This window comes from Actinomadura litoris (genome assembly GCF_009733595.1).
GTDB lineage: Bacteria > Actinomycetota > Actinomycetes > Streptosporangiales > Streptosporangiaceae > Spirillospora > Spirillospora litoris.
Window position 1 is genome coordinate 373,707 of record NZ_WOFH01000009.1, and the last position, 25,945, is coordinate 399,651.

General features: G+C 73.6%; 20 protein-coding genes and 1 pseudogene. 5 read left to right on the top strand and 16 right to left on the bottom strand.

The annotated features are described in order from the left end of the window. Positions 1-122 precede the first annotated feature (122 nt). Together GNZ18_RS25835 and GNZ18_RS44205 are read right to left on the bottom strand one after the other, a co-directional pair. Positions 123-911, bottom strand: a complete 789-nt coding sequence (locus GNZ18_RS25835) for a trans-aconitate 2-methyltransferase (protein ID WP_156219101.1) — start codon at positions 909-911, stop codon at positions 123-125. A 751-nt stretch (positions 912-1,662) separates the two neighbouring features. After that, positions 1,663-2,205 (bottom strand): annotated as a pseudogene (locus GNZ18_RS44205) (TerD family protein); the annotation flags it as partial. A gap of 122 nt (positions 2,206-2,327) precedes the next feature. Here GNZ18_RS44205 and GNZ18_RS25845 point away from each other — a divergent pair. Next, entirely contained in the window at positions 2,328-2,816 is a 489-nt protein-coding gene (locus GNZ18_RS25845; RefSeq protein WP_156219103.1) for a MarR family winged helix-turn-helix transcriptional regulator, read from the top strand. 24 nt (positions 2,817-2,840) lie between these two features. On the opposite strand, the gene GNZ18_RS25850 is transcribed toward GNZ18_RS25845, so the two are convergent. The 7 genes from GNZ18_RS25850 to GNZ18_RS25880 form a co-directional block, all read right to left on the bottom strand. Next, complete coding sequence (locus GNZ18_RS25850; protein WP_312874734.1) at positions 2,841-4,607, bottom strand: ABC-F family ATP-binding cassette domain-containing protein; 1,767 nt, start codon at positions 4,605-4,607, stop codon at positions 2,841-2,843. A gap of 67 nt (positions 4,608-4,674) precedes the next feature. After that, positions 4,675-4,899: a hypothetical protein gene (locus tag GNZ18_RS25855; RefSeq protein ID WP_156219104.1), complete on the bottom strand. Its 225-nt coding sequence runs from the start codon at positions 4,897-4,899 to the stop codon at positions 4,675-4,677. Positions 4,900-5,032: 133 nt separating this feature from the next. Beyond that, entirely contained in the window at positions 5,033-5,953 is a 921-nt protein-coding gene (locus tag GNZ18_RS25860) for a 4-(cytidine 5'-diphospho)-2-C-methyl-D-erythritol kinase (protein ID WP_312874740.1), read from the bottom strand. An 87-nt stretch (positions 5,954-6,040) separates the two neighbouring features. Beyond that, entirely contained in the window at positions 6,041-7,207 is a 1,167-nt protein-coding gene (locus tag GNZ18_RS25865) for a glycoside hydrolase family 26 protein (RefSeq protein WP_246250331.1), read from the bottom strand. Continuing rightward, positions 7,107-8,126: a 16S rRNA (adenine(1518)-N(6)/adenine(1519)-N(6))-dimethyltransferase RsmA gene (rsmA, locus tag GNZ18_RS25870; RefSeq protein WP_214620835.1), complete on the bottom strand. Its 1,020-nt coding sequence runs from the start codon at positions 8,124-8,126 to the stop codon at positions 7,107-7,109. Before rsmA ends, GNZ18_RS25865 begins: the two co-directional genes overlap by 101 nt. A gap of 64 nt (positions 8,127-8,190) precedes the next feature. Beyond that, on the bottom strand, positions 8,191-9,003 hold the full coding sequence (locus GNZ18_RS25875; RefSeq protein ID WP_312874735.1) for a resuscitation-promoting factor: 813 nt from the start codon (positions 9,001-9,003) through the stop codon (positions 8,191-8,193). Positions 9,004-9,084: 81 nt separating this feature from the next. Beyond that, positions 9,085-9,855 (bottom strand): FHA domain-containing protein, encoded by a 771-nt coding sequence (locus GNZ18_RS25880; protein WP_156219106.1) that lies wholly within the window; start codon positions 9,853-9,855, stop codon positions 9,085-9,087. A gap of 499 nt (positions 9,856-10,354) precedes the next feature. Between GNZ18_RS25880 and GNZ18_RS25885 the strand changes: the two genes are divergently transcribed. Beyond that, positions 10,355-11,191, top strand: a complete 837-nt coding sequence (locus GNZ18_RS25885; RefSeq protein WP_156219107.1) for a hypothetical protein — start codon at positions 10,355-10,357, stop codon at positions 11,189-11,191. 58 nt (positions 11,192-11,249) lie between these two features. Here GNZ18_RS25885 and GNZ18_RS25890 read toward each other — a convergent pair whose 3' ends face one another. Next, positions 11,250-12,074 carry a TatD family hydrolase gene (locus GNZ18_RS25890; protein WP_214620832.1) on the bottom strand — a complete coding sequence of 275 codons (825 nt, stop codon included), beginning with the start codon at positions 12,072-12,074 and terminating at the stop codon, positions 11,250-11,252. Continuing rightward, the gene (gene metG, locus GNZ18_RS25895; protein WP_156219108.1) at positions 12,071-13,864 is read right to left on the bottom strand and encodes a methionine--tRNA ligase; all 1,794 of its coding nucleotides are present in this window, start codon (positions 13,862-13,864) and stop codon (positions 12,071-12,073) included. Before metG ends, GNZ18_RS25890 begins: the two co-directional genes overlap by 4 nt. A 274-nt stretch (positions 13,865-14,138) precedes the next feature. On the opposite strand from metG, the gene GNZ18_RS25900 reads away from it, so the two are divergent. Continuing rightward, positions 14,139-15,761: a glycosyltransferase family 39 protein gene (locus GNZ18_RS25900; protein WP_156219109.1), complete on the top strand. Its 1,623-nt coding sequence runs from the start codon at positions 14,139-14,141 to the stop codon at positions 15,759-15,761. 100 nt (positions 15,762-15,861) lie between these two features. Here GNZ18_RS25900 and GNZ18_RS25905 read toward each other — a convergent pair whose 3' ends face one another. Further along, the gene (locus GNZ18_RS25905) at positions 15,862-17,757 is read right to left on the bottom strand and encodes a hypothetical protein (protein ID WP_156219110.1); all 1,896 of its coding nucleotides are present in this window, start codon (positions 17,755-17,757) and stop codon (positions 15,862-15,864) included. Positions 17,758-17,946: 189 nt separating this feature from the next. Beyond that, positions 17,947-19,326: a glycosyltransferase family 2 protein gene (locus GNZ18_RS25910; protein ID WP_312874736.1), complete on the bottom strand. Its 1,380-nt coding sequence runs from the start codon at positions 19,324-19,326 to the stop codon at positions 17,947-17,949. A 311-nt stretch (positions 19,327-19,637) separates the two neighbouring features. Here GNZ18_RS25910 and GNZ18_RS25915 point away from each other — a divergent pair, with 311 nt between their 5' ends. Next, positions 19,638-21,410, top strand: a complete 1,773-nt coding sequence (locus GNZ18_RS25915) for a hypothetical protein (RefSeq protein ID WP_312874737.1) — start codon at positions 19,638-19,640, stop codon at positions 21,408-21,410. Between the two features lie 40 nt (positions 21,411-21,450). Here GNZ18_RS25915 and GNZ18_RS25920 read toward each other — a convergent pair whose 3' ends face one another. Together GNZ18_RS25920 and rsmI are read right to left on the bottom strand one after the other, a co-directional pair. Beyond that, positions 21,451-21,753 (bottom strand): hypothetical protein, encoded by a 303-nt coding sequence (locus tag GNZ18_RS25920; RefSeq protein WP_156219111.1) that lies wholly within the window; start codon positions 21,751-21,753, stop codon positions 21,451-21,453. Between the two features lie 190 nt (positions 21,754-21,943). After that, positions 21,944-22,777, bottom strand: a complete 834-nt coding sequence (gene rsmI, locus GNZ18_RS25925) for a 16S rRNA (cytidine(1402)-2'-O)-methyltransferase (RefSeq protein ID WP_156219194.1) — start codon at positions 22,775-22,777, stop codon at positions 21,944-21,946. A gap of 125 nt (positions 22,778-22,902) precedes the next feature. Between rsmI and GNZ18_RS25930 the strand changes: the two genes are divergently transcribed. Next, a complete protein-coding gene (locus GNZ18_RS25930) occupies positions 22,903-24,585 on the top strand; it encodes a dolichyl-phosphate-mannose--protein mannosyltransferase (protein WP_156219112.1) in 1,683 nt (560 codons plus the stop codon). Positions 24,586-24,709: 124 nt separating this feature from the next. Here GNZ18_RS25930 and GNZ18_RS25935 read toward each other — a convergent pair whose 3' ends face one another. Then, positions 24,710-25,924: an MFS transporter gene (locus GNZ18_RS25935; RefSeq protein ID WP_156219113.1), complete on the bottom strand. Its 1,215-nt coding sequence runs from the start codon at positions 25,922-25,924 to the stop codon at positions 24,710-24,712. Between the last annotated feature and the right edge of the window lie 21 nt (positions 25,925-25,945).

Genomic DNA, 25,945 nt, shown 5'->3' on the forward strand with positions numbered 1-25,945 from the left:
CGGCCGGGGTCGCCGGCGCCGGGTCACGGTGCCGGGATCTGGTCCGGATGCCGCCCGTCCGCCGAGGTCGCGCACCGCAGGGGAACGAGTCGCTCACCTCTGATGGACGGACGGCACCCCGTCTAGGGCGCGTTCCGGCGCGCGACGACGAACACGCGGCGGAACGGGAACACGGTCCCGTAGGTCGCGGCCGGATACGCCTCGTTCAGCCGACGCCGATAGGCGTCGAGGAACTCCTCGGTCTCGGCCGCGTCGAGTTCGGTCAGGATGGGCCGCAGCGTGCTTCCCTTGACCCATTCCAGGACCGGGTCGTCGCCGTGCAGGATCTGCGCGTAGGTCGTTTCCCAGGCGTCGACCGCGTATCCGTGCCGCGCCAGCAGATCGAGGTATCCCGCCGGGGTGAGGACGGGCGAGGGCGGCATCATGTGGCCGACCCTGCCCTTCCATCGGGGCGACCGGCAGAGCGCCCGCAGAAGGGTATGGCTGGGCTCGTCGAAATTGCCGGGCACCTGGAACGCGAGCCGCCCGCCGGGGGCGAGGGCGCCGGCCCATTGCGGCAGCAGCTCGAAATGCTCGGGAACCCAGTGCAGAACGGCGTTGGAAATGAGGAGGTCGACCGGGTCGTGCGGCCGCCAGGCGGCGACGTCCCCGACCGCGAAGCTCAGCCGGCCGGGGATCTCGTGCGCCTTCGCCGCCGCGATCATGTCGGGTGAGCTGTCCCGGCCCTCGATGACGGCCTCCGGCCACCGCTCGGCGAGGGTGGCGGTCAGCTCGCCCGAGCCGCACCCGAGATCGACGACGGACCGGGGTTCCAGGCCGTGGAGCCGTCCGACCAGCTCGGCGAACGGCCTGGAGCGCTCGTCGCCGTAGCGCCCGTACTGCGCGGGGTCCCATTCAGCATCTCTCGACATCAAGACACAGGATGCCCCGCCCCTATCTTGATGTCAAGAATCCGGTCGGCGCGGCGCGCTAGAAGTCCTCCCCCTTGAACTCCATCGGACCCTCGTCCATCTCGAAGGTGCCGTCGGTGTAGAGCATGGGACGGGCCTCGCCGCCGTCGCTGTAGCGCTCCACGTGCCTGATCTCGAAGCCGTCCGGGACGGTGAAGTCCACCAGGGCGATCGCGACCCAGTACGAGTAGTCGTCGCTGTGGAACAGCGGGACCGTCACCGTGGAGCCCCGGCCGTCGGTCACGACCGCGCGGGCGCCGTAGGACTTGAACGAGCCGGTGCCGTTCTCGACGGCGCTGTAGGCACAGATCAGGACATATCCCTGCTGGTCGGGACGTGTGATCCGGACCGTCTCCCGGCCGGGCACCGTGGCGTCGCCGTCCAGCTGGATGAAGGGCGGCGCGGTGAGCGTGCCGAGGTCGCGGTAGTAGACGACACCGTCGCTCTCCTTGCGGCCCTTCTTCAGCTTGGAGGGCGGCGATACCTGGTGGGCGGGGACGAACAGGGCGTAAAGGTCCAGGTCCGCTCCCTCGGACTTCCGCTTGCCCCCGTCCCATTCCAGCGAGGCGGTGACCGTCGCCGTGGTGTCGCGCTTGTCCAGGCTGATCGACGCCTTGCCCGCCTTCTTCAGCGTGATCTTGCCTAGCGGTGCCGCCGCCGGGGCCGCGACCGGGGGCGCGGCCGGCGCGGGGGCGGCGGGGCCAGGGTCGTCCACGGTCACGCCGTAGTCGGCGGCCAGCCCGGCCAGGCCGCTGGCCCACCCCTGCCCGACCGCGCGCACCTTCCAGCCGTCACCGCGCCGGTACAGCTCCAGCAGCACCGCGACCGTCTCGCCGTCCACCAGCGGGGGCGGCTCGAAGGCGACCGTGCCCTGCCCGCAGACGACGGCGGCGCGCGGGGTGGTGGAGGCGTCGAAGCGCGCCCCCGGGCGGTCGGCGTCGACGCTCGCCACGATCGCGACCGTGTGCACCTCGGGCGGCACCCGGCCGAGGTCGGCGGTGACCGTGGCGTTCTCGACGCTCACCCCGTCCTGCTCCGGATGGTTGAAGAACACCAGGTCGTGGTCGCCGCGGACCTTGCGCTCCCCGGTGAGCAGCAGCGCGGAGACGTCGACGGGCACGGCCGCCGTGATCGTGACCGCGGCGGACCGGCCGTCGAGTGGAGCGTTCCCGCCTTTGCCGAGGGTGTGCTGCATGGTTCTCTCCGAGGGGATGGGCGTCGGCCGTCTGCCTGCGGCAACGCGGTTGAAGATCATTACAGCAGGGCTTGATCGCCACCGGCGCCGCCGGGGTGGCCGGAGTCGGCCGCCCGACGATCATCCGCCGGGACCGCCGTCCGCGGCGGGCGTCTCGATATCGAGATGGGTAGGGTGGCGGGATGGAGGATGAGGTCGACCGGCTGGTCGGCGCCTGGAACACCGAGCGTCCCGACCTCGATGTCGCGCCGCTGCACGTCCTCAGCCGGATCTCGCGGCTCGCGCGCCATCTCGACCGCGCGCGGCGGGCGGTGTTCGGCGCGCACGGCCTGGAGTCGTGGGAGTTCGACGTCCTCACCGCGCTGCGCCGGGAGGGCTCCCCCTACCAGCTCAGCCCCGGTCGGCTGCTGCACGCGACGCTGGTCACGTCCGGGACGATGACCAACCGCATCGACCGGCTCGCGGCGGCGGGCCTGGTCGAGCGGCATCCCGACCCGCTCGACAAGCGCGGCGTCATCGTCCGGCTGACACCGGCGGGGCTGCGGCGCGTGGACGCGGCGTTCGCCGACCTCCTCGACCGCGAGCAGGTGTTCCTGGAGGGGCTCAGCCCCGCCCAGCGGAGCGCGCTCGCCGACCTGCTGCGGACGCTGCTGGTCCCCTTCGACTCCTAGGCGGCGGCTCCTAGCCGGCGGCTCCTAGCCGACGTCCTCGGCGAGCATCAGCCACTCCTCCTCGACCTGGGCGGCCTCGGCCTGGATCTCCTTGAGGCGGCCGTCCAGCTCCTGGAGCTTGGCGTAGTCGGTGGCGTGCGCGGCGAGCCGCTCGTGCAGCTCGGCCTCCTGCCCGGCGAGCTTCTCCAGGCGGCGTTCGAGCCGGTCGAGCTCCTTGCGGGCCTTCCAGTCCTGGCCGCCCTTGGGCCTCGGCGGCGCGGCCGCGGCGGGCCCGGCGGGCGTGGCGGGGGCGACCGCGCCGGCGGTTCCGGCGGCGCGGCGCTCCAGGTACTCGTCGACGCCGCCGGGCATCATCGTCACGCGGCCGTCGCCGAGCAGCGCGACGACGTGGTCGGTGATGCGCTCCAGGAAGTAGCGGTCGTGGCTGACGACGACGAGTGTGCCGGGCCAGCCGTCGAGCAGGTCCTCGACCTCGGTGAGCGTCTCGATGTCGAGGTCGTTGGTCGGCTCGTCCAGCAGGAGGACGTTCGGCTCGCCCATGAGCAGCCGCAGCACCTGGAGGCGGCGCCGCTCGCCGCCGGACAGGTCGCCGACCGGCGTCCACTGCCGGTCCCCCGCGAAGCCGAGCCGTTCGAGGAGCTGGCTCGCCGTCCACTCGCGCTTGCCGACGGTGATGCGGCGGCGGATCTCCTCCACCGACTCAAGGACGCGGCGGGACGGGTCGAGGTCCTCAAGGTTCTGCGACAGGTGCGCGAGCTGGACGGTCTTGCCCCGCACCACCCGGCCCGCCACCGGGTCGACCGAGCCGTCCAGCAGGCGCAGCAGCGTGCTCTTGCCGCTGCCGTTCACGCCGACGAGCCCGACCCGGTCACCGGGGCCGAGCCGCCAGGTCATCCGGGAGAACAGGTCGCGTTCGCCGAGCCGGACGGTGGCGTCCTCGACGTCGTAGACGGTCTTGCCGAGCCGCGCGGTCGCGAAGCGGGTCAGCTCCACCGAGTCGCGCGCGGGCGGCTCGTCGGCGATCAGCGCCTGCGCCGCGTCCACCCGGAACTTCGGCTTGGACGTGCGGGCCTGCGGGCCGCGGCGCAGCCACGCCAGCTCCTTGCGCAGCAGGTTCTGCCGCTTGGCCTCGGTCGCGGCGGCGATCCGCGACCGCTCGGCCTTCGCCAGGACGTAGGCGGAGTAGCCGCCCTCGTAGCGCTCGACGCGGCCGTCGACGACCTCCCACGTCCGCTCGGTGACCTCGTCGAGGAACCAGCGGTCGTGCGTGACGACGAGCAGCGCGACCCGGCGGCCGCGCAGGTGCCGGGCGAGCCAGTCGATGGCCTCGATGTCGAGGTGGTTGGTGGGCTCGTCCAGCACCAGCAGGTCGGACTCGGGGACGAGCAGCCGGGCCAGCGCGACCCGGCGCCGCTCCCCGCCGGACATCCCGGCGAGCGGGGCGTCGAGGTCGAGCCCGGCGAGCAGGCCCGCGAGGATCTCGCGGGCGCGGGTGTCGCCCGCCCACTCGTGCTCGGCGCGCTCCCCCAGCACCACCGACCGGACGGTCGCGCCCTCGGGGAAGTCGTCGCGCTGGGTCAGGTAGCCGAGCCGCAGGCCGCGGGCGTGGGTGACGCGCCCGGCGTCGGGCTCGGCCTCCTTCGCGAGGACGGACACGAGCGTGCTCTTGCCGCCGCCGTTGCGCCCGACGACGCCCACGCGGTCGCCGTCGTCGAGCCCGAGGGACACGGCGTCGAGCAGCGGGGCGGGGCCGTAGGCCTTGGCGACGTTCTCAACGTTGATCAGATTCACGACGCCTCCAGCCTATTGCCCCCGGCGAACCGGTCGCGCGGCCCGCCGCGCGGCCCGGTCGCGGGGCTCAGCGGGGCGGCGGGCCGCCCTCGGGCCGCGCCGTCGCGCCGGCGACGGCCGCCGGGACGGCGTTGGAGGTGCTCGCGAGGGCGGGGTCGGGCGCGGCGACGGTGCCGGCGACGGTGCCGGGGGCGTTGCGGCGCAGGTCCCGGTCGCGGCGCACCGACCTCCCGACGAGCGTGACCATCATGGCGATGGCCAGCAGTGCCAGCAGCCCGGACAGAATCGTCATCGCTCCACCTCGTCCGCGGATTTCGGGCGTTCACCCTAAGGACGCCCCCGGCGGGCTCGGAGTTCGCTTGTATGACTAGAGCAGCTAGTGTGCCACCGATCACTCACCGTGCGGTGACCCCCGCGCGCGGCCGTCAGACGAGCGTCGCGCCCGGGACCGGGCCGGACGCGCGGACGACCGACGCGGCGACCCCCGCGCCGTCCAGGTCGGCGGCGAGCTCGGCGGCGTGCTCGTCGTTCGCGGCGAGGAACGCGCAGGTGGGGCCGGAGCCGGAGACGAGCGAGCCGAGCGCCCCGAGGTCGCGCCCGGCGGCGAGCGTGCGGCGCAGGGACGGCCGGAGCGCGAGCGCGGCGGGCTGGAGGTCGTTGTCGAGCGCCTCGCCGAGGCCCTTGGCGTCGCCGGTGGCGAGCGCGGCCATCAGGTCCTCGCTGACGCGCGGCCGGGGCGCGGCGCGCCCGTCGGCGGCGCGGATCCGGTCGCACTCGGCGTAGACGGCGGGCGTGGACAGGCCGCCGCCGGCGGTCGCGAACACCCAGTGGAAGGTTCCGCGGGCGAGCGCGGGGGTGAGCCGCTCGCCGCGTCCGACCCCGATCGCGGTGCCGCCGAGCAGCGCGAACGGGACGTCGCTGCCGAGGTCGGCGGCGAGCTCCAGGAGGTCGTCGCGCGACAGCACGGGCGACTCGCGGTCGTCCCAGAGCCGGGCGCAGGCGACCAGCGCGGCGGCGGCGTCGGCGCTGCCGCCCGCCATGCCGCCCGCGACGGGGATGGCCTTGCGGATGCGCAGCGCCACCGCGGGCGGGGTCCCGAGCCGCGCGGCGACGAGCGTCGCGGCGCGGGCGGCGAGGTTGTCGGCGCCGGTGGGGACGCCCTCGACCGACACCCGCGAGTAGGGCGCCGGCTCGACGCTCACCTCCAGCCGCGCGGCGGGCACGGCGCGCACCTCGTCGAACAGCGACACGGCGTGGAAGACGTTGACCAGGTCGTGGTAGCCGTCGTCGCGGAGCGGCCCCACGGCGAGCTGGAGGTTGACCTTCGCGGGAACGCGTACGCTCACTGCCGTCACGTCACCGAAGCGTACGGGACGCGGCGCCCCCGTACCGAAACCGGCCCGTCCCCGCAGGTCGCGCGGGGTGCCCGGAGGTCAGTCGCTGGTCACCGGGAGGTTGCGCGGGTTGAAGTAGGGGGTGGTCGCGATCTCCCGCAGCGCCGAGACGGCGCGCTTGTCGCCGGTCACCGCGAACGCCCGCCGGGTGTCGCGCGCGTCGTCGGCCTGCTCGTCGGAGTCGAAGTAGACGACGGCCTTGACCTGCGGGTCCTGGAGGGTCCTGGCGGCGGCGCGGAGCCACTCGGCGCGGCGCTCGCCGTAGGACTTCGGGACGCCGAACTCGGCGATCATGATCGGCTTGGCGCGTCCCCGGGCCCACTGCACGAACAGCTTCACCGCCTCCGACAGGTCGCGGTAGTCGTAGTCGCCGCCCGGCTGGGCGTCGGCGCAGATCCAGTCGACCTCGTCGTCGCCGGGGTAGAACGACCCCGCGTTGCCGGAGCCGAAGCCGCGCGCCGACGGGCACCACACCCAGGCGACGTTGTCGACCTTCTCCTGCTTGAAGACGGCCCGCAGGTGCTTCCACGCGGCGATGAAGTCGGCGGCGGAGTGCACGCGCTTCTGCGAGCTCTTCTTGTCCATGTCCCGCGACCAGCGCAGGAAGATCGGCTTGCCGGTGGCCTTGATCGCGCGGGCGCGGGAGCGGATCAGCTCGTCGTGCTCGCCGAGGATGATCTCCTTGGTGTCGGCGCCGCCCCAGGTCAGCAGCAGGTAGCGGCTGCTGGCGAGCACCGAGGAGTCCAGGCCGGTGGGGAAGGGCGACTTCCAGCCCCGGTAGCTCTGGACGATGTCGAGCTGCCGTCCGAGCCCGCTCTCGAACGCGGCGACCGGCTCCATGCCGGGCCTGCCCGCGTCCTTGCCCGTCGGCTTGCCGGACGGGCTCCCCGAGGGGCTCTGCGACGGGCTTCCCGAAGGCCCGGCCGAGGGGCTCGCCGAACCGTCCGGGGAGCCGGAGGTCTTGGAGGGCGACCCGGCGGAGGACTTCGGCCTGGCGACGTCCTCCGGCGGGACGTAGGCGCCGAAGTAGGCGCCCTTCGCCGGGGGCGTCGGGGCGACGCCGGCCCGCGCGGTCGTCGTGATCTTCGGTGCGGCCCCCGCGCCGCTACCGCAGCCGGCGGCTGCCAGCGCCGCCAGCGCCGTGATCACGATCGGCGCCGCCGCGGGCACCCCGACCCGCGCCGTCCGCGAACGCGCCTTCACCATCGCCCTCCGCCTCTTCCGGATGTGATGCGCCCCCTGGAGCACCCGTGGGGGGACAGTGGGAATCGCCCACTGGACCATACTCGGCAATCCGGGCGAAGGAGGCCACGTCAATGGCTTCGCCCCGAGCCCGTGGATCAACGTCCGCCGCGCGCAGCGCCCGCTCGGCCGCGGCCGCCGACCCGGCCCACCCCGCGAGGGCCGCGCGCAGCGTCTTGCGGCGCTGCGCGAAGGCGGCGTCGATCACCGAGAACACCCGCTCGCGGGGGGCGGTGGTGTCCGGCGGGTCGCGCCGGGTGAACGCGACCAGGCCGGAGTCGACGTTCGGGACGGGCCAGAAGACCGCGCGCCCGACCGGCCCCGCCCGGCGGGCCTCGCCGTACCAGGCGAGCTTCACCGACGGCACCCCGTAGATCTTGGAGCCGGGCGCGGCGACCATCCGGTCGGCGACCTCGGCCTGCACCATGACGAGCGCGCGCCGCAGCGACGGCAGCGCGGCCAGCAGGTGCAGGACGACCGGGACGGCGACGTTGTAGGGGAGGTTCGCGACCAGCGCGGTCGGCTCCGGCCCCGGCACCGATGTGATCTTCATCGCATCGGCGCGCACGACCTCCAGCCGTCCCGCGAGACCCGGCTCGCGCGCCGCCGCCGTCGCGGGCAGCTCGGCCGCGAGCGCCGGGTCGATCTCGACCGCGACGACCCGCCGCGCCTCCGGCAGCAGCGCCAGCGTCAGCGACCCGAGCCCCGGCCCGACCTCGATCACGACGTCGTCGGGGCGCAGGTCGGCGGCCCGGACGATCCTCCGGACGGTGTTCGCGTCGATGACGAAGTTCTGCCCGAGCGTCTTGGTCGGCCGGATGCCGAGCCGCCCCGCCAGCGCCCGCACGTCGGCGGGCCCGAGCAACCCCTGTTTGTCCCCCACGGAGCAAGTGTCTCAAACCCGCGGACGGTATTAGAGGCAGACCGATGTCAGGAGAAGACCGATGTCAGGAGAACAGGAACCGTCCGCAGTTGGGCCACTGGCCCTGCCAGCGCCCGTTCACCTTGTTGTAGAGGAGCTGCGCCCGGTAGGTCTGCTCGCCCGGACTGGCGTCCGACGGCCTGCCCGAGCCCCCGACCGACGCCCACGACTGCATCGAGAACTGGTACAGCCCGTAGTACCCGGCCGGATTGACCGCCTTCGGGTTGTTGTGCGACTCGCAGTTGGCGAGGCCGTGCCAGTTCAGCCGGGACGCCGAGCCCCCGGCCGCCGACTGCGGCCCGACCGCGAGGATCCGCGCGACGGGCTTGCGCTTGACCTTCTCGGAGATGACCGTCTTGACCTTCTTGCCCTTGCGCCGGACGTAGGCGGTCCGCACGATCCTCAGGCCCGGCCTGCCCTTGCGCAGCTCCTTCTCGCTGAAGGGCGGCACCGACGAGCTCTTCTTGCGGATCGTCGGCGCCGTGACCGCGACGACCTTGGTCACCGGGGCCGACAGCAGCCGCACCACCTTGATCCTCGCCCCGGCGGGCCGGTCGCGCGGCGGCGCGACCAGGTCGTGCGGGCCGAGCCGGATCTTCGCCTGGTCGAGGACCTGCTGGACGGTCGTCCCGGTGGTCATCGTCTCGGTCTTCTTCTTGTCGACCACGATGACGACCTTGCGCGGCGCCGGGGCGCTGGTGCGCGGCGCGTCCGCGACGGGGGCCGTGCTGCCGGCGGGCTTGGCCGCTCCGCCGCCTCCTCCGCCTCCGCACGCGGCGGCGAGCAGCGCCGTCACCAGCAGGACGGGAACCGCAGGGGTCGTGGGGGCTCGACGCACCGTTTCCTCCAGGGCCGACCGGGCTCGGGGGCGCCCGCTCCGGCCAGAGAGTAGAGCCAACCGGCGGTGCCCGCCACCTCCTCAGCCCCGAACGTCGCTTTCGGACACGCCGCCCTCACCGCCGCGCGGAGCCTCCGGCGCCGGCAGGAGCGCGAGGTGCTCGTCGCGGACGAGGTTGAAGCGCAGCGCCAGCGACACCAGCGCGGCGCGCTGCCAGTCGGCCTTGGCCGCGCGGCCCTCCGGCGCGGGGTCCTTGACGCGCAGCTTCGCCGCGGCCAGGTAGTCGATGTGGAAGTTGACGGCGGCGCGCGTGAGTCCGCCGCGTCCCGGGGCGTCGCCGAGCCGCTCGATGATCTCCGGGACGGTGGGGATCACGACGCTGGAGGGGTCGCGGAGCCGGGGCTCGCACAGGGCGACGAGCACGAGGAAGTACTTCGCGCCGACGTCCAGCGGATAGGGGATGGCGGTGGCGTCGCCGCCGGTGTCGTCCGGCGCGTCGGGGTCGGCGTACATCTGGGCGGGCGCGAAGACCAGGAACGACACCGTGCCGGTGCCGGCCGGGATCAGCACGCGGGCGAACTCGAACGGGACCGGCATGTCGAGCCGCCGGGGCCGGGCGCGCAGGTACTCCCCCGCCCCCTCGGGGTTCTCGACGACGTAGGTCGCGGCGCGGCTGAGGTTGCTGAGCAGCCAGTAGCCGTCCATGGCGCGGACGCGCCCGGCGACACGGGAGACGGCGGGGTCGGCGAGGGTCAGCCCGGTGGACGGGTCGCGCCCGAACGTCAGCTCGCCGCCGGGCGCCACCTCCGTCGAGCCGGGCCCGCCCTCCCGCTGGACGATGATGCCCGGCATCGGCGGCTCCTACCGGACGGTTCGGGAACGGTCCACGCCACCCTATAACCTTCCAGGTTGCCTCTCGCCCGTCCATTCAGCATGATTGCCCATTGGCGCGGGCCTAGTGCGCGCCACTGTGCGAGTCACTGTGCACGCCACTGTGCGCGCCACCCGAATCCCCGCAGCGGTCGAAATCCACTCGAAGAATGAACCCGGCGACATCTGCGAGCGTCGAAGCCTCCAGGGCGCCGGGCCTACTCGAACACCGGGGGACCCATGAACGGCGACCGGACGACCAGCCCAGCCCGCCTTCCCATACCACTCGCGGGCGGCGCGGCGCGCCATTTCTGAGCCATTGCCGACACGGCATGCGATGCCACGGAACCGGCGCCGAAAATGATGCGTCGATTTCATCGGGACCGGCTCGGAGAGGCCGGGGTGGAAACACGTCCACCGCACCGGCTCCCGGCCGGATGGGGCGCGCGGGGACCCCGGGCGCCGATCGGAGGTCGTAGAGATGTGGTCTGAGATCCCGGACGCGCTGCCCGGCCTGCTCGCCGGGCCGCTCGCGGTCGCGGGCGCCGCGAAGGCGCTCGTCCCGTCCGGGCGGCTGGCGTGGCCGTTCGAGCGGGGGATCCTGCGCTCGCCCTGGGGCCCCCGGATGACGGGGGCCGCGGAGACCACCCTCGCGGTGGCGCTCGTCGCGCTCCCGGCCGGGCCCGCGGCGGCCATCGCGCTCGCCGCCTACACCGCGCTCGCCGGAATCGCCTACAGGCTGCGGGGCCGGCGCTGCGTGTGCTTCGGCGCGGCGCGGCTCGCCTCCGTCGGGCGCGTCCACGTCGGCGCCAACGCGGGGGCGGCCGGGCTCGCCCTGATCGCGCTCGCCGCGTCCGGCGGCGCGGGGGGCGGCGCGGGGGGCGGCGGCACCGCCGTCCGGATCGGGGCGGCGGTCGCCTCGGCCGTCGCGACGGTCGCCATCGTCCTGCTGGTCGACCGCCGCGCGGGCGGCGGGAGCGACGCCCCGCCCCCCGAGGAGAGCCCGTCCGTGGAGCCGTGCGACGAAGTGATCACGGGGGTGCGGATCTACCTGACGGAGGGCTGCCCCTCCTGCCGGGCCCTCGGCCGCCTGCTGGAGACCGTCGGGCCCGCCCGCCGCGCGGCCGTCACCACCACGCTCGTCGGACGCGGCGCCGCGCTGCCCGCGCCGCTGACCGGGATGGGCTTCCCCTGCGCGGTCGGGACCGGCGCGTCCGGCGCGCCGGTGTGCGACCCGGCCGAGGGCGTCGGCGCCGTCAAGGCGCTGGTCGACCGGGTCGCGGTCCGCGCCGAACCGTGCCCGGCCGACGCCCGCTGACCACCAGGGGCCGGATCACCCCGTACCGGATCACCCGTACCGGATCACCCGTACCGGATCACCAGGGGCCGAAGACCCGCTCGCCGTTCGCCGCGATCGCGGCGCACAGGTCCGCGACGTCCACGCCCTTGATCTCGGCCATCGCGCGGACGGTGTGCGGGACCAGGTACGAGGCGTTCGGCTTGCCCCGGTGCGGGACCGGCGTCAGGAACGGCGCGTCGGTCTCCACCAGCACCAGGTCGAGCGGGGCGGCCTTCAGCGCGGCGCGCAGCGGGTCGGCGTTCTTGAACGTGACGTTCCCGGCGAAGCTCATCACGTACCCGCGTTCGGCGCAGACCCCGGCCATCCGCTCGTCGCCGGAGAAGCAGTGGAAGACGACCCTCTCGGGCGCGCCCTCCTCCAGCAGGATCGCCAGGACGTCGTCGTGCGCCTCCCGGTCGTGGATCACCAGGGCCTTGCCCGTGCGCTTGGCGATGTCGACGTGCGCGCGGAACGCGGTGTGCTGGTCGTCCTTGGGCGCCCAGTCGCGGTAGTAGTCCAGCCCGGTCTCACCGATCGCGCGGACCTTCGGGTGCGCGGCCATCGCGGCGATGTCGTCGAGCACGGCGTCGGAGATCCCGGCCGTCTCGTTCGGGTGGATCGCGACCGCCGCGTACACGTCGTCGAACTCGGCGGCGGTCTCGACCGCGAACCGGGAGGAGGGCAGGTCGCAGCCGATCGTGACGATCCGCGTGACGCCCGCCGCCTTCGCGGCCGCGAGCTGCTCCTCCACCGGCGTCTCGACGATGTCGAGGTGGCAGTGGCTGTCGAAGACGTCGGCGGGCAGCCGCTCGGGCAGCGGCGGGTAGGCCCGGGACGCCTGCCCGTCCTGGTCGTCGCTCACGGCTTCTCCAGGCGGGCGAGCTCCTCGTCCACCACGGACGTGTCGAGCTTCTTGAACAGCGGCACCGGCTTGGCCAGCGGGACGCCCGGCCTGATCGGCGCCGACTCCCAGCGCGCCTTCGTCGCGTAGTCGCCGGTGAGGACGCGGTAGTCGGGGCCGCCCTCCTCCGACACCGTCTGGATCTCCGGCATGCCGCTCCACTCGCCCTCGCCGCCGAGCATCTCGTGCACCTTCTGCGAGGAGTTCGGCAGGAACGGCGTGAGCAGCGTCTTCGCGTCGTCCACGACCTGGAGCGTGGTGTGCAGGATCGACCCGACGCGGGCGGGGTCGTCCTTGAGCTTCCACGGCGCCTGGTCGGACAGGTAGCGGTTGGCGTCCCGGACGACGTCCAGCGCCTCGGTGATCGCGTTCTTGAACCGCGACCGCTCCAGCTCCGCGCCGACCGCGCCGAACGCGGCGCGGCTGCGCTCCATCAGCGCCCGGTCGGCGTCGGTGAGGTCGCCGGGCTCGGGGATCGCGCCGAAGTTCTTCGCGGCGAGGTTCACCGACCGGTTGACCAGGTTGCCCCAGGCCGCGACCAGCTCGTCGTTGTTGCGGCGGACGAACTCGGACCAGGTGAAGTCGGTGTCCTGGTTCTCCGGGCCCGCGACCGCGACGTAGTAGCGCAGCGCGTCGACGTCGTAGCGCTCCAGGAAGTCCTTCACGTAGATGACGACCTGCCGGGACGAGGAGAACTTGCGCCCCTCCATCGTCAGGAACTCCGACGACACCACCTCGGTCGGCACGTTCAGCCCGCCGAGCGAGCCGGGTGTGCCGCCCCTGTCGCCCCGGCCGCTGTAGCCGAGCAGCATCGCCGGCCAGATCTCGGCGTGGAAGACGATGTTGTCCTTGCCCATGAAGTAGTAGGACAGGGCGTCCGGGTCCTGCCACCAGGCGCGCCACGCCTCCGGGTCGCCGGACCGGCGCGCCCACTCCACCGACGCCGAGAAGTACCCGATGACGGCGTCGAACCACACGTAGAGCTTCTTGGCCGGGTTCTCGCGCCAGCCGTCCAGCGGGATCGGGACGCCCCAGTCGAGGTCGCGGCTGATCGCCCTGGGCTGCATGTCGTCCAGCAGGTTCAGCGCGAACTTCAGCACGTTCGGCCGCCAGTCGCCCTGCTTGCCGCGCAGGTACCGGCCGAGGACGTCGGTGAAGGCGGGCAGGTCCAGCATGAAGTGCTCGGTCTCGACGAACTTCGGGGTCTCGCCGTTGATCCGGCTCACCGGGTTGATCAGGTCGACCGGGTCGAGCTGGTTGCCGCAGTTGTCGCACTGGTCGCCGCGCGCGCCGTCGTACCCGCAGATCGGGCAGGTGCCCTCGATGTAGCGGTCGGGCAGCGTCCGCCCCGTGGACGGGGAGATCGCGCCCATCGTCGTCTTCGGGAAGATGTAGCCGTTGTCGTAGAGGCCCTTGAAGACCTCCTGGACGACCGCGTAGTGGTTGCGGGTCGTGGTGCGGGTGAACAGGTCGTAGGACATGCCGAGGCCGTACAGGTCCTCGGCGATCACCCCGCTGTAGCGGTCGGCCAGCTCGCGGGCCGTCACGCCCTCCTTGTCGGCCTGCACCTGGATCGGCGTGCCGTGCTCGTCGGTGCCGCTCACCATCAGGACCTGGTTGCCCGCCATCCGCTGGTAGCGGCTGAACATGTCGGCGGGCAGCGCGAATCCGGAGACGTGCCCGATGTGACGGGGCCCGTTGGCGTACGGCCAGGCGGGCGCGGTCAAGATGTGTCGGCTTGACGAGGACATGGAATCAAGGGTAGTCGCGTCGGCCCCCCGCGCCGCACGGTTATCGCCCCCGAGCGCCGGACGGCGGCGCCCGCGAGCCGGAAGGCGCCCAGTTTGGAAGGTTCCTGAGAATCGCGGACCGGACGACACGGAACGGACCGGGACGCGAGTAGCCTGGTCCGGCGCTCCGGGGGCCCCGGAGCCTTCGGCGGAGACGGCGCCCCGGCGCCCCCGGCGGACCACGGCACCGCCGCCCGTCCAGGCGGAGATCTACCTAGCGAGGCAGTAGCGAGGCATGGCCCAGACCACGGCCGGGGACACCGACGTCCAGCAGGCAGCGAGCGGCGCCGGGCGCGCCGGGGCGTACCGCCGATGGCCCGGCCGGGCGCTGCGCCGCGTCCGGCGGACGCGGCGGGTCGTGTGGCTGACCCTCCTGGTCGCGGCGGCCACCGTGCTCGCCCAGTGGGCGGTCATGACGCCGCCGCTGTACTTCGACCCGTACTACGTGTGGCTCGGCGCCCGCGACTGGCCCGACATCCCGCTCTCGCGGTGGCCGTTCGACGAGGTACCGCACCAGGTCACGCGGATCGGGCTGGTGCTGCCCGCGCGGCTCGTCCAGGAGGTCCTCGGGCAGGGGCAGGCGTCCTACTTCGTCATCACGGCCCTGGGCGGCTGCGCGTTCTTCGCCGGGACCTACCTGCTCGTCCGGTCGCTGTTCGGCGACGTGGCGGGCGTCCTCGCGGTGGCGGCGCTGCTGGTCAACCCGCTCTTCACGATGACCAACCCCTACGGCCACGACGTCACCTGGTCGACCGGCGTGATGCTGCCCGACATGCCGGGCGCGGGGCTGCTCACGATCGGGATGGCGGGCCTGGTCGTCGCGAGCCGCCGGACGGGCCGCGCCCAGACCCGGATGCTCGTCGCCGCCGGGCTGCTGCTGGCGTCGGCGTTCCTCGTCCGGGAGTTCCTGGCGTTCCTGTTCCTGCCCATCCCGCTGTACCTGTGGCTACTGCGGATCCCGTGGCGGCGCAACGTGACGGTCGGGCTGCCGATGCTGGCGGTGCTGGCGGTCAACCTCGTCCACAACGCGGTGGTCTGGGGTGATCCGCTGGCCGGGCTGATGTCGGCGGCCGAGCACGGCGGCCAGTCCCGCGACTACGTGACCCGCGAGCTCGCGCTCCGCTCCTTCATCCGCGCCATGCACGACTGGCAGCCGCTCGGCACGGTCTTCGCCGGCGCGCTGGTGCTGACCGTGATCGGCTTCGCCGTCACCCGCGACCGGCGGCTCGCGCTCGTGCTGGTGTGGTTCTTCGCGCTCGCCGTCCCGCTGACGGCGCTGTCGGGCGTCCTCGACCCGAACAGCATCTCGCTGCGCGCGTGGCTGCCGCGCTACTGGTTCGCGGTGCTGCCCGCGCTGCTGGCGGGAGCGTTCGGGTCGCTGATCCTGATGGCACGGATGCTGCCGGACGGCCTGAGCCGGAAGCTGCGCGTCCGCACGGTCGTCGCGCCGCTGCTGGTGGTGGCGCTCGGCGGAACCTACACGGTGGCGTGCGTGCGCGCCGTCCCCGAACTGCCGCGCGACACCGCCTGGAGCGAGCTGCGCGGCTACCTCGGCGAGCACGAGGAGATCCGGCTGATCTGCGCCGACCGGCGGCTCGCGCAGACCCTCACCTTCTACACCCGCGACGTCTGGGGCGACCCGGTCTGGCACGGCGAGATCCGCGACTTCCCGCACTACGTGCCGCAGATCCCGCGCGACGCCTTCGACGGGCCGATGCTCTACACGCGCTGGCGCGGCCAGGAGTCGCCGATCGGCGCCGGCTGGCGGCCCTCACCCGCACGCGGCTGGCGCCTGCTGTGGCGCTCCTCCGACAACGTCCTCCAACTCTGGAACCCGCCCCCCGGCGCGACCCGTTGAGGACGGCTCCATCGCCGACACGCGATCGCGTGCGAGGCCGGATTCGAGCGAAGCGGGAATCTGGTCGCGCGGCGAGCCGCCAGGCGAGTTCGGAGCGATGCTAGCGATCGCCGCAGGGCCCGTGGATGGAGGGCCCCCCGGGCCCGGCGCCGAGGGCACTGCAATTGACGAACGCGACCCAGTCGCCTTCGGGTGAGCGTCGGCTGTCGACGACCTTCCAGCCGTCGGGGGCGCCGTGCGGCCAGGACGCCTCCGGGGGGACGCGCTTGGGCCAGTGCAGGACGACCATGTCCACGTCCTGCGGGGGCTTGGTCCAGCGGGCGTTGAAGAGGCTGCCGTCGCCCCACCAGGCCCAGTAGTAGTGCGAGAGCCGGACCGTCCATGGGACGTTCCAGTCGAGCGCGATGGAGCGGGTGTGCTCCAGGTCGGCGCTGCCCCGGATGTCGGTGTAGGCGGTCGTGCTGCGCACGGACGGGCGCGCGATCCGGTCGGTCGCGGTGTAGCTCATCGCGAGCGCGACGGTGGCGAGCAGGCCCGCGAGCACCAGCGGGCCCCAGCGCCGCCGCGTCAGCGTCGTGAGGACGGCGAGGCCGAGCAGCACGAGCCCCGCGAGCGTCGCGTCCCACAGCCGGAAGGAGCTCCAGTCCCAGGTCAGGAACGAGGTCTCCGGGAAGTCGTAGCGGGTGAAGGTGTAGCGGGCCAGCCGGTCGCCCGCGTACCACCGGACGACGCTCGCCGCCAGCACGGTCACGGCGACCGCGGCGGCGACCGCGGACAGCAGCGTCCGGCGCGAGGCGCGCAGCAGCACCGCGACGCCGACCGCGAACAGGATGGGGGTGACGCAGGCGAGGTAGCGGCCGTAGACGTAGTTGCCGACGCGGTACTCGTCGGGCAGCGCGCCCGAGGTCGCGAACGCGATCCCCGCGACGATCGCGAGGATCGCCAGCGCGAGCGCCCGCAGCCGTCCCGGGGTGCCGCGCCGCGCCGCCGCGAACCCGACCGCGGCGAGGCCGACCGCCGCCAGGCCGCCGGTCGCGACGCACTGGTACCAGACCTGGCCGGTGCCGAGCGACAGCGTCCAGCCGAGGCCGCCGGAGGTGGTGAGGCGCCGGGCGAGGTTGCCGCCCAGGTTGTTGTCGCCGTCCGGGTACAGGTGGGGCAGCAGCGAGTGGTTCAGGACGGTCCCGGCGGCCGTCCCCGCGCCCGCGACGAGCGCCGCGAGGGCCGCGCCGCGCCAGTGCCGCCACCGGCACGCCACCGCGACCGCCAGCAGCGCGCCGTGCACGACGAGGAAGATGGCGCCGCGCGTGTGCGAGGTGTAGGCGAACGCGACCAGCAGCGAGGCGCCCACCCCGTACAGCGCCACACGGCGGGACGGCCGCTCCCCCTTGGTGTAGGGCGCCTTCAGCCACGCGTGCACGAGCAGCAGCCAGCCGAGCAGCACGACCGGCAGCACCGCGTCGGTCAGCACGAACTCGGAGTAGAACACCACGCCCGGCAGCAGCGCCGTCACGTGCCCGAACACATACGACCAGCGCGGGCGCACGCGCAGCGCGCGCAGCAGCAGGTAGGCCAGCGGCAGCATCGCGGCGCTGACCAGCGCGTTGATCACCAGCGCGCAGCGGTAGACGGTGACGGGGTCGTCGGCGAGCCAGTAGGCGGGCATCAGCAGCAGCGGGTACCCGCCGCGGTAGACCGTCCCGTAGGACAGGTCGGCGTCGGCGCCGCCGGTCATGACGCGGGCGGCGAACAGGTAGCCCGCCTCGTCGGGGATCGCGATCGGCATGGTCTGCCCGGACGCGAGCCAGACCCGCACCGCGACCTGCGCCAGCCAGCCGAGCAGGAACAGCCAGACCCAGCGGCGCCGGCGCGCCCGCGCCGGGGCGCCCGCGCCCTCCGGGAGGGTGCCCGCCCCGCGCAGCGGCCCGCGCGTGACGGCCGCGCCCCCACCGGTGCCGGTGCCGCCGCCGGGCGGCGGCATGGTGCCCGTGCTCATAGGCTCGTGCTCATAGGCCCGCGCTCACCGGGGTCCGGCGGGGCGGCGGCAGGTCAGGGAAGGAAGATCCATCGTCGTGCAAGCCTGTCACAGCGATGCCGGCGCATCGCCCGCGACCCCGAAACGTTCAGGGAGTTCTCGGTTCGCGGCCCGGCTCGCGCCCGGCGGGGGAACGCCCGGGGGGACGGCTCAGCCCTCGGCCTTGCCGCCCGCCTCGACCGACGCGCCGTCCTCGGCGCCGGACGCCGGGTCCGTGGCCTCGCCGTCCCCGGTGGCCGCGGCGTCCTGCGACTCGGCGGCGTCGGCCCTGGTGAGGCCGCCCTCGACGGCCTTGCGCTCGCCGGCCTTGCGCTCGCCCGCGACCTTCGCGGCGGCGGCGTCCACGACGCCGGCGGCCTCCTCGGTCGGGTCGACCAGCGGCGGGTGCTGGCGGCGGCGGATGCCGAGGATGCTGACGAACAGCGAGGCGAAGATGGCCTGGAGGCTCATCACCAGCGCGGTCGCGGCCGGGACGACGATGCGCAGCGAGTGCCGGGGGTCGAGTTCACCGAAGCTGTTGACGCGCCAGTGCAGCAGCGAGGCGACCAGGCCGCCGAGGCCGGCGACCGCGAGCAGGCCGCCGAGCAGCAGACCGCGCTCCAGGCTCCACCAGTCGATGATCTTCTGGACCCGCCGGTCGTGCGGCAGGAACCCCTCCTGCATCGCGTAGACCTTGGTGAGCAGCGCGAACAGCACCGCCTGGAAGCCGATCACCAGCGCGGCCGACGCGCCGACGAGCGTGTCGACGTCGAAGGCGACCTCGCCGACGGTGACCGGGCCGGTGGACAGCGCGATCCCCGCGAGCAGCCCGAGCGTCATGAAGACCAGGCCCGGGATGAGGAACAGCCAGCGCGGGCTGTAGAGCATGAGGAAGCGCAGGTGGCGCCAGCCGTCCCGCCAGGTGTTGAGGTGCGGGGCGCGGGTGCGGCCGTCCGGCGACAGCGTGGTGGGGACCTCGCGGATGTCGTACTTCTGCAGGGTCGCCTTGACGACCATCTCGCTGGCGAACTCCATGCCGCCGGTCTGGAGGCCGAGCCGCAGGATCGACTCCTTGTTGAAGGCCCGCAGCCCGCAGTGGAAGTCGCCGATCTTGCTGCGGAAGAACAGCCGCCCGACGAAGCTCAGCACCGGGTTGCCGAGGTAGCGGTGCAGCGGGGGCATGGCGCCGGGGGCGATGCCGCCCTTGAAGCGGTTGCCCATGACGAGGTCGGCGCCGTCGCGCAGCTCCTCCACGAACGGGCCGAGGGTGGCGAAGTCGTAGGAGTCGTCGGCGTCGCCCATCGCGACGTAGCGGCCCCGCGCGGCGCGGATGCCGCCCATGAGCGCGTTGCCGTAGCCCTTGTCGATCACCGGCACGACACGGGCGCCGGCGTCGCGGGCGAGCTGCTGGCTGCCGTCGGTGCTGCCGTTGTCGGCGATGACCACCTCGCCGTCGATGCCGCTGTCCTCGAAGAAGCGGATCGTCTTGCGGACGCAGGTCTCGACCGTTTCCGCCTCGTTCAGGCATGGCATCACTACGGAGAGTTCCACGCGATCTCCTTCGTTACCCCTGGTGACCGTCTGCGGTGTTTACCATGAATCTCATATGTATTCCGCCGAGCGGCCCATCTGGTTCATGATGCCTGCCGGGAACGGAGGATGCCGGGCACTCCCCACAAGAGCGCCCGTATCGTGTTGCTCACTCGCAACCGAAAAACCATCCCCGGCCACGGTCGCGGGCGGCAGGCTAGGACGTCAAGCATACGGGCACGGCGGCCCGGAAAGGTTGGGTCGGCTGTGACGCTCGCGGGAAACGCACTGCCACCAGGCGGAACACCAGGCATGGAAGGGGAGGTGCGGTAGTGGCGGGGGAATCGCCGCACGGCACCGTACTCGACGGGGGCGCGCTGGAGCAGGCCGCGCTCGACGAGGCGGCTCGGGACGCCGCGTCCGGCACGTCCGGCGACACGCCCGGGGGCACAACGACGGTCACCGATTCGGCGACCGAGGTCGAGCCGGGGCCCGGCACGGGCACTGACCTCGAAGAAGACACGGGCAAGCCGGGCGAGCCCGGCGATTCACCGGCGGTGGACGAGCCGCCCGCGCAGGAGGACGAGGGCCGCCGGGGGCGCGCCGCCGGACTGTGGGCGACGGTGCGGCGACACCCCGCGTTCACTGTGATCATCACCACAGCGGCGCTGCTGCGGCTGGTCGCGATGATCGGCTACCAGCCCGCGATGTACTTCAACGACACCTTCGACTACCTGCACGTCGCGACGGACCCCTACCCGCACCCGCTGCGGCCGGACGGCTACTCGTTCCTGCTGATCGGGCTGAAGCCCTTCCACAGCTTCGCGCTCGTCGCGCTCGTCCAGCACCTGATGGGCCTGGGCATGGGCGTGATGATCTACATGCTGCTGCGCCGCAGGTTCACCCTGCCCGGCTGGGGCGCCGCGCTCGCGGCGGCGCCGGTGCTGCTGGACGGCTACCAGATCCAGCTCGAAGAGCTCGTCCTGTCCGACACGATGTTCACCTTCCTGGTGATGTGCGCGGTGACGCTGCTGCTGTGGCACGACCGCCCGACCTGGAAGATCGCCGCCTCGGTGGGGCTCATCATCGCGCTGGCGTGGCTGACCCGGTCGGTCGGCATGCCGGTGCTGCTGGGCGTGCTCGCCTACATGCTGGTGCGGCGCAGCGGCTGGCGGCTCATGGCCGTGACGCTCGTGGCGTGCGTGCTGCCCATCCTCGGCTACATGGGCTGGTACAAGGCCGAGACCGGCAAGTTCGCCATCACCGAGAGCAACGGCATCTTCCTGTACTCGCGGGTCTACAAGTTCGCCGACTGCCACAAGGTCCACGACCTGCCGGTCGAGGAGTACGCGCTGTGCACCGAGCGGGTGAACCGGCTGCCGAACTCCCAGGACGGCATCTGGAACCAGGCGTCCCCGCTCAACCGCTACACCGGCAAGCGGTTCAGCCCCGAGAACGACAGGCTCGCCAACGACTACTCCAAGCGCGTGATCCTGTCCCAGCCCGTCGACTACGCCCGGGTCGTCGCGCACGACTTCCTCAAGGTGTTCCGGTGGAACCGCACCGTCTTCCCCGACGAGGCCACCTACAACCAGTACGAGTTCCGCAAGGTGAGCAAGCCGCTGCCCGACTGGAACATGGGCTCGGGCGTCACCGCCGCCGACGAGGCGAACGCCTACGAGAACGGCAACGCCCGCACCCGCGTGGTCGAGCCGTTCGCGGGGCTGATCCGGGGCTACCAGGACCACGTCTTCCTGCGCGGGACGATGCTCGCCGCCGTCCTGGCGATGGGGCTCGCCGGGATGGTGCCGCTGTGGCGGCGGTTCGGCGGCGTGGCGTTCCTGCCGTGGACGCTCGCGGTCGGGCTGCTGCTCGCGCCCGCCGCGACCGCCGAGTTCGACTACCGGTACGTGCTGCCCGCCGTCCCGCTGGCCGCGCTCGCGGCCGGGATGACGTTCAGCCCGGAGGTCAGGGCGCGCTTCGCCGCGCTGGGGCGCCGCGTCCGCCGGATGGGCCGCATCGACGGGGGCCCGGACCGGGCCGCCGAGGACGTGACCGCGGAGGAGGGCCCCGCCGGGGTCGCCGCGCCCGACCCCGCGACCTGATCGGAGGTCGCGGGACGGGCGTGCCACCGGCTGGAGCGCTCTACCAGGCGTGCAGGCGCCGGAGGTGGAAGACCATCGCGACGTCGCCGTCGGCGCGGGCCTTCGGCACCTCCGCCTGCCTGCCGAGCGGTTTGGAGAACACCTTGATGTTCTGGCTCTGGCAGTTGGGGCAGACGTGGTCGGTCCAGGGCGTCGTGCAGCGCTGGCCGCCCCGTTCGTACACCGCCGCCTCGCCGCCGTGCCCGTCGTCGTAGTGGCGGACCTCGAACTGCTCGTCCCAGCTCGTCATGCAGGCCAGGCATTCATAGACCCACATCTCGTGGTCTGACCATGTGTCATGCATGGCCCTCATCCCCTTGTGACGCCGGGTACGCACACGTCACGCAGCGCGTCGATCCCATGCGCTTCATCCCCTATTCACCCCGAACATGTCGCCCGACGAGTTATTCCCCGGATCCGGTGGTTAGACAGCTCCGAGTGGGGTGTCTATTAGGTGCGGGTTTCATGGCCCCGCCCGGCGGCGCGGCCCCGGCCTATCCCCTGGCCTGGACGACGGCGTCGTAGACGACCCGCTTCGGCACGCCGTTCTCCTTGGCGATCTCCTGGATCGCCTGCTTGCGCGGGGTCCCGGCGTCCTCCCGGACGGCCACGGCGGCGGCCAGGTCGGCCGGTTCCGACAGGCCCTCGGGCTCGGGCGCGCCGCCGACGACCACGGTGATCTCGCCGCGCACGCCGTCCCGCGCCCAGGCCGCCAGATCGCCGAGCGGGCCCCGGCGGACCTCCTCGTAGGTCTTGGTCAGCTCCCGGCAGACCGCCGCCGGACGGCCGGCGCCGAACGCCTCCGCCATCGCGGCGAGCGTCTCCTCCAGCCGGTGCGGCGCCTCGAAGAACACCATCGTGCGGGGCTCCCGGGCGAGGGCCTCCAGGCGCCGGGCCCGCTCCCCCCGCTTGCGCGGCGGGAACCCCTCGAAGCAGAACCGGTCGGTGGGCAGGCCCGACACCACCAGCGCGGTCGTCACGGCGGACGGCCCCGGCAGCACCGTGACCGGCACCCCCTCCGCCACCGCCGCGCGGACGAGCCGGTACCCCGGGTCCGACACGCCCGGCATCCCCGCGTCGGTGATCACCAGGACGTCGCGTCCGGCGAGCAGCTCGGCCAGCAGCTCGGCGGCCCGGGCCCGCTCGTTCTGGTCGTAGTAGGACACGATTCGCGCCGACAGCTCGACGCCGAGGTCGCCCGCGAGCCGCCGCAGCCGCCGGGTGTCCTCGGCGGCGATCACCGGGGTGCCCGCCAGCGCCGCCCGGAGCCGCTCCGACGCGTCCTCGGGCCGCCCGATCGGCGCCGCCCCCAGCAGCAAGGTCCCCATCACGCCGCCATTGTCCCACCGGCCCTGTCCCACCGGCCCCTTCCCATCGGCCCGCCCGGCGGGCGGTTCGTCCGGCGCGGTGGAGATCGCCCGATGCCGCCGGAGTCCGCCCTTACGATTGCAGGATGGCGACGACGGATCTGGTAGCCGCCCCGGTGGCCTCACCGCGGCGGCGGACCCCCACCCTCCGGGAATGGCTCGCCCCCGCGATCCCCGGCGGCGCATTGGCCGGCTGGCTCGGCCCGCTGCTGGTCACGGCCCTCGCGGGCTTCCTGCGCTTCTACCGGCTGGGGTCGCCGCACGCGGTGGTCTTCGACGAGACCTACTACGCCAAGGACGCTCTCGCGCTGTGGAGGTTCGGCTGGGAGCACAACACCGTCGACAACGCCGACAAGATGCTGATCGCCGACCGGCACGCGGACATCTGGTCGGACGGGCCCTCCTTCGTCGCCCACCCGCCGATGGGCAAGTGGATGATCGCGATCGGCGAGTGGCTGTTCGGCGCGACGCCGTTCGGGTGGCGGTTCGTCCCCGCGCTGGTCGGGACGCTGTCGGTGCTGATCCTGTGCCGGGTCGCGCGGCGGATGACCGGCTCGACGCTGCTCGGCTGCGCCGCCGGGCTGCTGCTGGCGCTGGACGGCCTCCAGTTCGTCACGAGCCGGGCCGCGCTGCTCGACATCTTCGTGATGTTCTGGGTCCTGGCCGGGTTCGCCTGCCTGGTGAACGACCGCGACCGCTCCCGCCGCCAACTCGCGGAGCGGATCGAGGGCGGGGACCCCTCGCCCTACGGGCCGTTCCTCATGCACGGATGGCGGTGGGGAGCCGGGGTCTGTCTCGGCCTGGCCTGCGCCACCAAGTGGACGGGCGTGTTCTACATCGCCGGGTTCGGCCTCATGGTCGTGCTGTGGGACTACGGCGCCCGCCGCGCCGCAGCCGTCCGGCGGCCGGCCGCCGGGACGCTGCTGCTGGAGGCCGGGCCCGCGTTCGTCCAGCTCGTCGTGGTCGCGGTGGTGGCCTACATCGCGTCCTGGTGGGGGTGGATCTTCAAGCCGGGCGGCTGGGGACGCGGCGAGGTGTCGGGGAACCCGCTGTGGCGGCCGGTCGAGGCGATGCCCGACCTGTGGCACTACCACAAGGAGATGCTGCACTTCCACACCGGCCTGGACGCCTCGCACCCCTACCAGTCCTGGCCGTGGGACTGGCCGATCCTGCGCCGCCCGGTCGCGTTCTTCTACAACGAGCCCAAGTCCGGCTGCGGCGCCGCGCGCTGCTCCCGCGAGATCCTCGGCATCGGCACGCCCGCGCTGTGGTGGGGCGCGCTGGCCGCCCTCGTCGGCGTCCTGCTGCTGTGGCTGGTCCTGCGCGACTGGCGGGCGGGCGCGATCCTGATGGGCTTCCTCGCGGGCTGGCTGACCTGGTTCCCCTCGGCGTTCGCCGACCGCACGATGTTCCTGTTCTACGCGACGCCGATGATCCCGTTCATGGTGCTCGCGGTGGTGCTGGTGCTGGGCTACCTGATCGGCCCGGCGTCGACGACGGCGGGGGCGCACGCCGCGTCCGTCCCCCGCGCCGACCCGCCGGACTTCGGCCACCCCCTGGACGACGTCCCGGAAGGCGCCGGAGCGACCGCGCAGCGCCTGCAACCGCCGCCCCCGGCGGGGCTGCGCCGCGTCATCGGCGCCGCCGCGGCGGGCGCGTTCCTGCTGGTGGTCCTGGCGAACTTCGCCTACTTCTATCCGATCCTGGCCGCGCAGACCCTCCCCTACGACGACTGGCACGCCCGGATCTGGTTCGGCACCTGGGTCTGACCCCGCCTCCTCCGGGCCGGACGCGCGTCCCGAACCGAAGGGCGCACCTCCACGCGACCTGTCCCCCTCGGCGCGGTGCGGCGTCGGCCTGAGGGGTGCGGGTGGTGGGCGTCCCGCGCGTCCCCTAGGCGGCTTCCTCGGCTTCGTCGGCACGCCACTGCGGGGTGTCCTGGACGGGACGGAAGGTCCGCCCGCCGACCAGGCAGATCGCCAGGGCCAGCACGCCGCCGCCGCCCGCGCCCGCGAACGCGCCGGGGACGCCCGCGACGTCCTGGCCGAGTCCGGCGACCGCCGAGCCGAGCGAGCTGCCCGCGCCGACCGCCGCGACCACCCACGCGAACGCCTCGGTGACGGTGCCGCTCGGGGCGAGCCGGTCCACGAGCGTGAAGCTGCACGCCAGCGTGGGCGCGAGGAACACGCCGCTGGCGAACGCGAGCACCGACATGGCCGCGAGGCCCGGCGCGAGGACGAGCGGGACGTACCCGGCGGCGAGCGCGGCCATCAGCCACGGCAGCCGCCGGTGCGCCTCGCCGACCCAGCGCCGGGCGCCGTAGACGAGCCCGCCGACCAGCGCGCCCGCCGCCATGCAGGCCAGCAGCAGCCCGGACGCGACGCCCGAGTCGAGCCGCTCGGCGTAGGCGACGACCGCGACCGCGTACACGCCGAGCGCGATCCCCGCGCAGGCCAGCGCGGTCAGCAGGACGCGCAGCCCCGGCGAGCGCAGCGGCCCGGCCCAGTCGGAGGCGCGCGGCGCGCCCCGCCACCGCCGGGACGGCCCCGACAGCGCGACCACCAGCGTCCCGGCCACGCCGAGCAGCCCGGTCAGCAGCAGCGCCGTCTCGGTGTTGACCGCCGCCGCCGCGACCACGATCAGCGGTCCGGCGGTGAACAGGATCTCCTGCGCGGCGGCGTCGAGCGCGTAGGCGGCGTCGACCTGCTCGGGGCCGTCCAGGACGTCCGGCCAGAGCGCGCGCAGCCCGGCCTCCAGCGGCGGGGTCGCGAAACCGGCGACGAACACCGCCGCGACCGCCGCCGGCAGCGGCGCGGCGCCGACCGCGGCGAAGGCCGCGAACCCGGCGGCGGACGCGACGACGGCGGGCAGCAGCACGCGGATCTGGCCGAACCGGTCCATCGCGCGGCCGAGGACGGGCTGCCCCGCCGCCATCGCGAGCCCGAGCAGCGCGGCGAGGGTGCCCGCGAGGGGGTAGCCGCCGCCGTCCGCGCGGACGTGCAGGACCACGGCGAGCATGCCCATGCCGTTCGGCAGCCGGCCGAGCAGGGTGCCGCCCAGGAGCCGGCCCGCGTAGGGGCGGCGCAGGAAGTCGACGTAGGCACGCATCCGTCCCCCGGTTCGGGTGAA